The sequence below is a fragment of the Lacrimispora amygdalina genome, assembly GCF_003432035.1.
Classification (GTDB): domain Bacteria; phylum Bacillota; class Clostridia; order Lachnospirales; family Lachnospiraceae; genus Lacrimispora; species Lacrimispora amygdalina.
In genome coordinates this window covers 1-9,838 of record NZ_QOHO01000054.1, presented here as the reverse complement: position 1 = coordinate 9,838, position 9,838 = coordinate 1, and the positions used below count along the sequence as shown (strand labels likewise).

The following is a 9,838-nucleotide window of genomic DNA, read 5'->3' as shown; positions in this document are numbered from 1 at the left end:
TCGTGGCTGCTTTTTTGTATTTTACTTTGATATAATATGATGATCATCACCTGTCGGAAATAATCATGTCAATTCCTCGCTGCAGGGTTTCTGCGCCCATTGCTACAAAAATTACGGTAAATCCACTAACAAATCCCAATGCGCCCAACAAAGTCTTTTTGTGGTGTGCTGCCCACCGCCTGCAAAATAGGAGATATAGATGGGCAGAATAGGAAGCAGGCAGGGCGATATGAAGGTGATGATTTCCTCCAGGAAAGTTATTGCATATTGCATGAACCGCTACACCCATTTCCGAACACACCGGACAACAGCCAGCCGATAAAGCCCATATGGGCCATCGTGATGAACGGGTTAGAAGTCAGCGGACAAGCTCCTGTGGAGCATCCCACAAAGTAGTAATATGCAAGGCCGACCAGAGCGCCGCCTGCGGTAAATAGAATTGGCTTCAGCCATTTTTTAATATTTTCTTTCATCTCATATTCCTCCTGCTAAATATTCCTCTGCATAGTGAACAGCGGTTGCCCCATCGGCTACAGCAGTCACGACCTGCCGCAATGCCTTTGTGCGGACATCCCCAACGGCGAATACACCGGGGATGTTGGTGCAGGTACTCTCATCTGCGATAATGTATCCAGCCGGATCAATCGTAATCTGATCTTTCACCAATTCGGTGGAAGGTTTTCTTCCGACGCTGACAAACACACCGTCGCAAGCAAGCGTGCTTTCCTCTCCGGTTTTCACATTCCGAGTCCGGATACCGGTCAGCTTTTCGTTATGGAGCAGTGTGACGATCTCACTGTCCCAGAGGAATTCTACATTTTCCGTTTTCATCAAAGGCTCATGGTAGATCTTTGTTGCTTTTAAGGTATCTCTCCGGTGAACGACGATGACTTTTTTGCAGATACGGGAGAGGATAAGGGCATCCGCCGCAGCGGTATTGCCACCTCCTGCGATGACAACCGTTTTGTTCCGATAGAACATTCCGTCACAGGCTGCGCAGTAGTGGACACCTTTGCCGATTAACTCCTGTTCACCATCAACACCCAGCTCTCTGGGGCCAGCTCCGGTAGCGAGCACAATGGTCTTTGCGTACATAGGGCCTTCGCTGGTCACCGCTTTCTTTATAGAACCGGACAGTTCCAGGGACAGCACCTCAGTCAGCTTGGTTTCCACTCCAAATCGTTCCGTTCCTCGCTTCATCTTTTCTCCCAGGGAGAAGCCGTCGATACCATCCTCGAAGCCGGGATAGTTGTCGATTTGCTCGGTCAGAGCCATCTGCCCACCAGCGGACAACTTCTCTAAAACCACGGTGTTCATACCTGCTCTGGCGGCATAAAGGGCTGCGGTATAGCCGCCGGGACCACCTCCTACCACGATCATGTCGTAAATATGCTGCACAGTAGTTGCTTCCTGCGTCTGGTGCTGTAAAGTTTCTTCAATGAACGCCACCAACTGCGCCCTGGATTCCGGAGCGACGATAGAGCCAAGAGCCTGTCCGCTGTGATAGATCAGCAGAGTAGGGACAACTTCTATAGCTTCGGCCTCAGCCAATTCCGGCTCATCATCAATGTTAACCGCAGTGAATACCAGCGTATCCTTATATTCCTCAGCCACGCTTTCTAATGCCGGAGCCAGACGGCGGCAATATACGCACCAAGGGGCTGAAAATTCCACCAAAACAGTTTTTCCGCTATGCACCATTTCTTCAAATTGATTTCTATTGATATTGATAACTGCCATATTGCCAGCTCCTTTCCTTTGTTTGATCATAGTATAGCCAATCTAAAATAACATTTCGGTGATGATATCACATAAAAAGAGCGGCATTGCTGCCGCTCTAAACTTTTTCGCTATTAAGTAATTCGAGGATATGTTCACTGGAACGGATGATTTGAGACTGCTTTTCTTTTATGGATGTTTTTCTTGTCTCCTCCAGCGAGAGAGAAGCATATAAATGAACCGTGTTTGCTTCCTGCCTAAGATAATCGTTATGCTGTTCAGCTGCAAGCTCTTGTTTCTCAAGAATACTATTTTTATTTTGCAGGTCACCAATCTGCTGTTGAAGTGATATCACTTTTTTCTTTTGGACATAGAGGAAATAAGCAAGAAGCAACAGGATAAGCGAAAAGATAATAATAATCATTCTTAGCTTTTATCCTCCTTTGTCAAAAGATAAGCCTTAACTGCATTACGGAGAGTTTCCAGTAGAACAGGCAAGGGCAAGACGGTCAATTTACCCGCATTCTTTTCAATCGCTATTTCCGATTCCGGTTGATTGGACAGAAGAATCACGGGTGTTCTTTTATCTGCCCTCCATGGCTGATCTGGCTGTTTTGTCAGAGGTTCTGTAACAATCCAAAGCATAGGCTTTTTCTTGCCAAGTTCTTTTCTTGCAGCTTCCGGGGTTTCAAATACAAGGATATGTTTGGATAAGTTTTGAAGTACCAGTCTCAGTCCGTTCCCATAGGCTGAATCACTGCACATAATGGCAATCGTAGCATTTGATTTCTCATCTTGTGATGCCTTTATAAAATCCAGAACAGGCGTATTATAAAGGTTGAAATCTTTCTCTGTATGTACTGCTTCATAATAAGCTCTGACCGCTCGGCACATTCTTCGGCAAAACTGTTCAATATCAATACGGATGTCCGTGAGGCTGTTGGCAGAACTTATTCTATCCAGTTGGCAAACTGAGGTTCCGCAATTCACACCCAAGTGAAAACGAATCGAGGTATTGTCCTCAGTATTTGCAAAGCCTTTGTTCTGGTGCAGGTATTCGCACCGAAGCTGCCAGCATCGTTCTCCGCAGATATAGGGAGAGATATCCTGCGCAGAGACTTTAAAGAAAGGTGCTGCGTATGTATCAAACCAACGAATATATTGATTTCCTACATCACGGGTTGGTCTCTGATTTCTGTCCAGAACAGCACGCCCATCCCGATAACGTTTTACAATTTCTGGGAAATCAATGCCGCCGCAAATATCAGGCAAAGTCAGCGCCAATGCCAAAGCAGATTGCCAGCGTCCATCCTCAATGTTCAGTTCTACTTCCTCTATGCGATGTAAAAAGGTAAAGCTGGCATTGTCTTGACTCATAGGTATCCTCCTGTAAAAAACCGCCTGCCGGAAACCGACAGGCGGCATACTTTTTACACTTCAGTCATCCACAGGCCGTGGAGATTGCAATAGGCGTAAACCGCAACCGCTTTATCATCTCCCAAGCAGAAGGTGACATTGGGTTTGTCATCGGGGTTCAGAGCCTTGCGCTGCCCACCGTTTTCGGTCTGGACATAGACCCACTCGATGAAGTGTTCCGAAAGCATCGGATGATCCACGCTGCCCACATTGACGGTGACGGTATTGCCCTCTACCTTAACCACAGGCTTGTGCTTCTCGCCACTGGCTTCTACGGTGTTGGGTACCAGAGCAGTCATTTTCTGACCGCAGCACATCATAGGAACACCTGCATCATGGATCATACCCACCAGATTGCCGCAGTGTTCACAGACAAAAAACTTTGCACTCATTTTCATTTCCTCCGTTTTATCAATAGTTTTCCGCACGCACTTCGAAGAATGCCTGAGGATGCTTGCAGACAGGACAGATCTCAGGAGCCTTGGTTCCTACTACGATATGTCCGCAGTTACGGCACTCCCAGATGGTAACGCCGCTCTTCTCAAACACCTGCATGGCCTCCACGTTGCTCAAAAGCTTGCGGTAGCGCTCCTCGTGCATCTTCTCGATGGCAGCTACGCCACGGAACTGTTCAGCCAGATCATGGAATCCTTCCTCATCAGCTTCACGAGCCATGCGGTCATACATATCCGTCCACTCGGCGTTCTCACCTTCAGCAGCATGGAGCAGGTTCTCGGCAGTATCGCCCAGCTCACCCAGAGCTTTGAACCACAGTTTGGCGTGCTCCTTCTCGTTCTCTGCAGTATGCAGGAACAGAGCGGCAATCTGCTCGTAACCGGCTTTTTTGGCTACAGAAGCAAAGTAAGTATACTTATTGCGGGCCTGAGATTCTCCAGCAAAAGCTTCCCACAGATTCTTCTCGGTCTTGGTACCTGCATAGGGATTTTTTGCAGGAGATGCAGCATCCTCAATCTTCACAAACTTGTCGGCAGGCTGCTTGCAGATGGGGCACTTAAAATCAGGTGTCATAGGGCCTTCGTGAATGTAACCGCAGACTGTGCATTTCCATTTTTCCATTTTCTTTTCCTCCATTTTTTCATTGAATTGAATGTTTTTTAACAGAGATTCCACAGCATCCACCGGAATGCCGGGATACGTTTTAATGCTTTCCAGGAATGCCCTGGTGTTACCGCTCTGAGGCAGCATAAAGCCGGCTTCCCTGCACAGATCCTCAGCCATCAAGCGAGAGGATTTTTCCACAGCGACGCTCAAGACATCGGGAAGCTGCGAAGCAATGTTCTCTGCATTGGCTTTGCTTTGAACTAAGCCACGAAGTGCTTCGACAACTTTTTCTTCTTTCGGCTGCTGGGGCGGAAGTTCTTTTGGAACCATAGAGATTGCAGAGGATGGACAGGCTTCGGCACAGGCACCGCAGCCGATACACTTTTCAAGATCAATGATGCTGTTCTCTGTATCAGTCGCTCCGGTAGGGCAGACATAGAGGCAAAGGCAATCCTTAGTACATAAGCGAAGATTTCTTACTGCATATTTTTCAGCCATAGTTATGTCCTCCCTTCCACTTTTTCAAATTTCCAACTGGGAACCTTACACACGGGACAAAGCTCTGGGGCTGTGTCGCCCACATAAACAAAACCACAGACCGTACAAACCCAGACACCGGTGTTTTTCAACATCTTATCTCCCTCAGATTCATATCGAGTCAGCAGAGATTGGAGCATTCGGGTAACCTTTTCACTCCACACCAGAGAGCGCAGACTACCCCGATCCGGCTTTTCACCGGCTACTGCATTGCCGTAAGGATATCCCACAGAGAGATCCTGTTCGATGAGATCCAGCAGCTTGGCTGTGCTGGCCTCCTCGACGGGCGCAGCCTTGCTTCTGAAGAACTCTGCCAGTTTTCTGAAATCATCTGCCTGCTGGGGCAGATACTGCTTTTCGCAGCCACGGGCCAGATTAGAGCAGATGATGCTCATTTCCATTGGAGAGAGTTCCTTGTCCACATGGGGCTTTTCAAGTACCTCCTGGGACGCTGTTTTTTCTTCTTTGGGTTTGAAAGCGTCTTTGCCTGCTCCGCAGAGGGGACACTTCCAATCGGCAGGAAGGTCTTCCCATTTGCCACCGACAGCTTCATCGTAAACGTAGCCACAAATGCTGCAAACATATTGTTTCATAGATTTTACCGCCTCCTTTGTCTATATTTTACCAAATCACGACACAAATTCCGTGACTTTATCACCTATTTAGCCGCAGGAGTGATGATCGCAGCCGTGGGAACCGCAAGAGTGACCTTCCCCATGGTGGTCGTGATGATCACACCGGACATTGGGATTGAAGTCCAGCTCACCTGCTACCAGCGCTTCTGCTGCTACATCAGCGCTTCCGGAAACACCACCGTAAAGCCGGACACCCGCATCGCTGAGCGCCATCTGCGCACCGCCGCCAATACCGCCGCAGATCAGGACATCCACCTTCAGGGCGCTCAGAAATCCTGCCAGCGCACCATGGCCGCTGCCGCCCGCATCCATAACCTCAGACGAAATGATATTTCCATCTTCCACATCATAGATTTTGAACTGTTCGGTGTGACCGAAGTGCTGAAAGATTTCTCCGTTTTCGTAAGTAACTGCGATTCTCATAATATGATCTCCTTTCGGTTTTTTGTGCATCGGATGGATTTTTTGCTGATAGCAATTTCTGCACCCGTAGGCTGCGCTGTTACCGCTACAGAGTGTAAAATCCCCTCCCTCGATTCGCAGAGGAAGTCCCTCAACCAGCGTATCGGCCAGTTTTTTGCGGGCAGCTGCATAAATCTGCTGAACCGTTGTTCTGGCAATATGCATATACTCTCCGCATTGCTCTTGAGAAAAACCTTCACGGTCAATCAGACGAATAGCTTCATACTCATCCACATTCAGGACAATGGGAGTCAGTTCCTCGCCGCCACGAACCGGAACAAAACCATCATTATCTGGCAGACAACATACTTTTCTACATTTTCTCGGTCTTGGCATAGATTCACCTCCATATTATTTACGGCATATGCCATTTATATGATCATTGTATATCTTCCTTTCCCATATGTCAACGGAATTATTGACATATGCTATAAATTATTTTATACTATGTGTATTCAAGGAGGTGTACCCATGGATTTTTCATCCTATTTTCCAATTTGGAACAAACTGACACCGACCCAGCAGCAGATTTTGGAGCGAAATGCAGTTTTACGAAAAGTGGACAAAGGGACTGTGATTCACAACGGAACTGTGGAGTGTACTGGTCTTCTGCTGGTAAGAAACGGACAGCTTCGTGCCTATATTCTTTCCGATGAAGGACGGGAGATTAGCCTCTATCGTTTGTTTGATCGGGACATTTGCCTGTTTTCCGCCTCCTGTATGATGAACAGCATTCAGTTTGAGATTACCATTGAGGCGCAGAAGGATACCACGATGTGGGTTATTTCTGCTGACACTTATCAGCGCATTATGAAAGAGTCTGCTGTGGTAGCTAATTTTACCAACGAAATTATGGCAACCCGTTTTTCTGAGGTCATGTGGCTCATGGAGCAGATCATGTGGAAAAGCTTTGATAAAAGGCTGGCAGGATTTCTGCTGGAGGAATGCAGCTTAGAGGGAACAAACATCCTCAAGATTACCCATGAAACCATTGCGAGCCACATGGGTACCGCCCGTGAGGTAGTTACCCGAATGCTTCGCTATTTCCAGAACGAGGGTATGGTCAAGCTGACTCGTGGTACTGTGACCATCACAGACGAAGAGAAACTCCGGGGACTGAGCGAATAATGAAATCGTTGCGAAATCGCCACCGGTATGTATGTACCGATGGCGATTGTTTTAGTGCGCCTGGCGGCGCACGTCACTAACGGATGAAAGTTCCGAATCCGCCCTAGTAGTGGGAAGGATATAGCCAAGACCAAGGGTGTCCATCGTGAGGTGGAATCTGAAGGAAGGTGGAGGCAAATCTCTGGTCTGACGAACAGAAATCGCATCAGGCTATAGTTAAGGATAAGGTTGCTAAACAAGTCAAAGTCCAATAACTACTCGGAATTAACTATAGTAAATGTGGCAGATAGATGGAGAGAAAGTGACGTGTGGTACCCAGGGAGGTCTCGTCAGCAAGTGGAAACAGAGTATGAAGCCTGTAGTAACAACGAATGGCGAGAAGTCAGCAGAAGCCATAGTAAACCGATGGTTGCAAACGTCGGTGAAGGGCTGAACTTTAGGAGGTACAAGCAATGAAAGTAACTGAAAGTAGATTTAAGAACAGACAACTTCATATTGAGGACTATCTGCAAATGGTATCTGCGGAACAGAAAGAGTATGCAGAAGTGTTCGACTACGGGAAGATTACTGAAAAGAGCGGTATCATCACAGACTATTGGACGAATAATCTCATGGAATTGATTTTGCGAAAAGATAACCTCAACAAGGCGTATAAGCGAGTAAAATCAAATAAAGGAGCAGGTGGAACGGATGGAATGCAGGTGGATGAACTTCTACCCTACTTAAAGGAAAACCAAGAAACCTTAATTCAAGAGATAAAGGGAGGTAGATTTAAGCCAAACCCAGTTCGAAGGGTAGAAATACCAAAAGAAACGAAAGGCGAGTTTAGAAAGCTTGGAGTCCCAACCGTGGTTGACCGAGTTATCCAACAAGCAATCACACAAGAACTAACTCCTATCTACGAGGAGCAGTTTACAGAAAACAGTTTTGGCTTTCGTCCGAAAAGAGGTGCACACGGTGCACTGAAACAATGCCAAAAGAATGTAAACGAAGGCTACGTATATGTGGTAGATATGGATTTGGAAAAGTTCTTTGATACCGTATGCCAGAGTAAGCTGATTGAGGTATTGGGAAGAACCATCAAGGATGGCAAAGTTATCTCATTGATACACAAATACCTCAATGCTGGAGTGATAGCAAAAGGGGTATTTGAGAAAACAGAGGTCGGAATGCCACAAGGAGGACCATTAAGTCCATTGCTAAGTAACATCATGCTAAATGAGTTGGACAAGGAAATTGAAAGCAGAGGACATAGGTTTGTCCGATACGCAGATGATTGCATGATTTTCTGTAAGAGCAAAAAGAGTGCAGAAAGAACCTTGAAAAACATTATACCATTCATTGAGGAAAAGCTGTTTCTGAAAGTGAATAGGAAGAAAACGCAAGTCGCTCACATCAGTAAAGTTAAATATCTTGGATATACATTCTATAGATATAGAGGTAAATGTAGATTTAGAGTACATCCGAAGTCCATAACAAAGATGAAAGATGTAATACGAAATCTGACAGACCGAAACAATGGTATGAGCAACGCATCGAGAGAAGATAAATACCAACAGTTTGTGAGAGGATGGATAGAGTACTTCAAACTCGCAGATATGAAGAAACTTCTCAAGGGCATAGATGAATGGGCTAGACGCAGAATACGAGCAGTCTATTGGAAACAGTGGAAGAAAATCAAAACAAAATACCGGATGTTGAAAGCATTGGGAATGGAGCATTGGAAAGCAAAAGAACTCGCTTGTAGTAGAAAAGGATATTGGAGGATGGCTAAAGTTCTGAATTCAGTATTCTCAAATAGAATAATAGCCAAGCTAGGATTTACCTCCATGCTTGACTATTATCTGATAGTTTATGAAAACTAAAGAACCGCCGTATACGGAACCGTATGTACGGTGGTGTGGGAGGACGGTAGATAAATTAATTATCTACCTCCTACCCGATTCCGTCTTTTTTGTCCTTTACCTTACAAATAAGCTGCGTCATTGTACCCATCGGGCAGTAAACGCACCAGCTTCGTGGCTTATACAGTACCATCGTAATCAGTCCAAGCACGGTTGAAGTCAGCATCACGCTGTAAAAGCCAAAGGCAAACTGTGCAACGCCCGGGTGGAACAGTGTCCCGTGATATGCCCAATTCCAAGGTAATTTGAATGTCCAGAGCAGTGTCACGACTTGTTTTAAGTCCTGCGCTCCTGCAAAAACCAAATAAGTATTCCAGAGCATCTGAAAAAACATCACAAAAAAGAAAATCAGGAAACCGTACCGAAACCATTTGCTTTTCATCCACCTAGGAATATCCTTTTTCCGTGATAGTCCGAAGCGTCCACCCAAGATGCCGAAAAGTTGTCCCCGTCCGCAGTAGCGGTTACAATATCCTTTTGTTCCTTTGGCTATGGAAATAATCAGTGGAACAAGAAAACAAATCAGCCCCAGCCACGCAAACAAGATATTAAAGAATCCCAGTACTAAGTAGGTCAGCGATGCGATCCAGAGATAATCATACCAACGCTTTTTCTGCTTGCTCATGCCTCTGCCTCCTGAATTACAATTACGCTTGCCGGACATTCCTTTGCACACTTGCCGCACCCAACGCATTTTTCCAAATTCACCTGTGCAGCCACACCTTGCCTGATTTGAATTGCCCCAAGGGGGCAAACCTTAACACAACATCCGCAAGCAACGCAATACTCCTGATCCACGAATGCCTTTCGTTTCTTTTTGATCGCCGTCATAATAGCCCTCCCCATGTTCCTTTGACAGTTGGTATTATAGCAGAAAGCATGATATTCTTCCGTGATGACATCACCAAAGCAATACCTACCCCACATTTCCAATGATACAGGAAATGTGGGGCATTCTTGTATCTCGGTACAATA

At 46.1% G+C, this 9,838-nt stretch carries 12 protein-coding genes and 2 pseudogenes; 2 read left to right on the top strand and 12 right to left on the bottom strand.

Features of this window, described 5'->3' with window-relative positions; translation table 11 throughout:
* Positions 1 to 257 precede the first annotated feature (257 nt).
* The 10 genes and pseudogenes from DS742_RS17115 to DS742_RS17080 all read right to left on the bottom strand — a co-directional run bounded on the left by DS742_RS17115 (position 258) and on the right by DS742_RS17080 (position 6,167).
* Positions 258 to 473: a DUF6132 family protein gene (locus tag DS742_RS17115; RefSeq protein WP_117418198.1), complete on the bottom strand. Its 216-nt coding sequence runs from the start codon at positions 471 to 473 to the stop codon at positions 258 to 260.
* A 1-nt stretch (position 474) separates the two neighbouring features.
* Positions 475 to 1,380 (bottom strand): thioredoxin-disulfide reductase, encoded by a 906-nt coding sequence (trxB, locus tag DS742_RS17110; RefSeq protein WP_227148473.1) that lies wholly within the window; start codon positions 1,378 to 1,380, stop codon positions 475 to 477.
* Positions 1,381 to 1,446: 66 nt separating this feature from the next.
* Positions 1,447 to 1,740, bottom strand: a pseudogene (locus DS742_RS29525) (thioredoxin family protein); the annotation flags it as partial.
* A 97-nt stretch (positions 1,741 to 1,837) separates the two neighbouring features.
* Positions 1,838 to 2,143 carry a hypothetical protein gene (locus DS742_RS17105; protein WP_117418196.1) on the bottom strand — a complete coding sequence of 102 codons (306 nt, stop codon included), beginning with the start codon at positions 2,141 to 2,143 and terminating at the stop codon, positions 1,838 to 1,840.
* A 2-nt stretch (positions 2,144 to 2,145) separates the two neighbouring features.
* Positions 2,146 to 3,096 (bottom strand): hypothetical protein, encoded by a 951-nt coding sequence (locus tag DS742_RS17100; protein WP_117418195.1) that lies wholly within the window; start codon positions 3,094 to 3,096, stop codon positions 2,146 to 2,148.
* Between the two features lie 53 nt (positions 3,097 to 3,149).
* Entirely contained in the window at positions 3,150 to 3,527 is a 378-nt protein-coding gene (locus tag DS742_RS17095; RefSeq protein ID WP_117418194.1) for a desulfoferrodoxin family protein, read from the bottom strand.
* 19 nt (positions 3,528 to 3,546) lie between these two features.
* Positions 3,547 to 4,107 (bottom strand): rubrerythrin, encoded by a 561-nt coding sequence (rbr, locus tag DS742_RS30040; RefSeq protein WP_367575508.1) that lies wholly within the window; start codon positions 4,105 to 4,107, stop codon positions 3,547 to 3,549.
* Positions 4,108 to 4,125: 18 nt separating this feature from the next.
* Positions 4,126 to 4,695: pseudogene (locus tag DS742_RS30035) on the bottom strand (ATP-binding protein); the annotation flags it as partial.
* Between the two features lie 2 nt (positions 4,696 to 4,697).
* Entirely contained in the window at positions 4,698 to 5,327 is a 630-nt protein-coding gene (locus DS742_RS30030) for a rubredoxin (protein WP_117418192.1), read from the bottom strand.
* Between the two features lie 69 nt (positions 5,328 to 5,396).
* Positions 5,397 to 6,167 carry a NifB/NifX family molybdenum-iron cluster-binding protein gene (locus tag DS742_RS17080; protein ID WP_117418191.1) on the bottom strand — a complete coding sequence of 257 codons (771 nt, stop codon included), beginning with the start codon at positions 6,165 to 6,167 and terminating at the stop codon, positions 5,397 to 5,399.
* Between the two features lie 135 nt (positions 6,168 to 6,302).
* On the opposite strand from DS742_RS17080, the gene DS742_RS17075 reads away from it, so the two are divergent.
* Both DS742_RS17075 and ltrA read left to right on the top strand, forming a co-directional pair.
* Positions 6,303 to 6,959 carry a Crp/Fnr family transcriptional regulator gene (locus DS742_RS17075; RefSeq protein ID WP_170313498.1) on the top strand — a complete coding sequence of 219 codons (657 nt, stop codon included), beginning with the start codon at positions 6,303 to 6,305 and terminating at the stop codon, positions 6,957 to 6,959.
* Positions 6,960 to 7,411: 452 nt separating this feature from the next.
* Positions 7,412 to 8,824 (top strand): group II intron reverse transcriptase/maturase, encoded by a 1,413-nt coding sequence (ltrA, locus tag DS742_RS17065; protein ID WP_117418190.1) that lies wholly within the window; start codon positions 7,412 to 7,414, stop codon positions 8,822 to 8,824.
* A 70-nt stretch (positions 8,825 to 8,894) separates the two neighbouring features.
* On the opposite strand, the gene DS742_RS17060 is transcribed toward ltrA, so the two are convergent.
* Positions 8,895 to 9,488 carry a 4Fe-4S binding protein gene (locus tag DS742_RS17060; RefSeq protein ID WP_117418189.1) on the bottom strand — a complete coding sequence of 198 codons (594 nt, stop codon included), beginning with the start codon at positions 9,486 to 9,488 and terminating at the stop codon, positions 8,895 to 8,897.
* Positions 9,485 to 9,694 (bottom strand): 4Fe-4S binding protein, encoded by a 210-nt coding sequence (locus DS742_RS30025; protein ID WP_117418188.1) that lies wholly within the window; start codon positions 9,692 to 9,694, stop codon positions 9,485 to 9,487. The genes DS742_RS17060 and DS742_RS30025 overlap by 4 nt, the downstream gene beginning before the upstream one ends.
* Positions 9,695 to 9,838 lie beyond the last annotated feature (144 nt).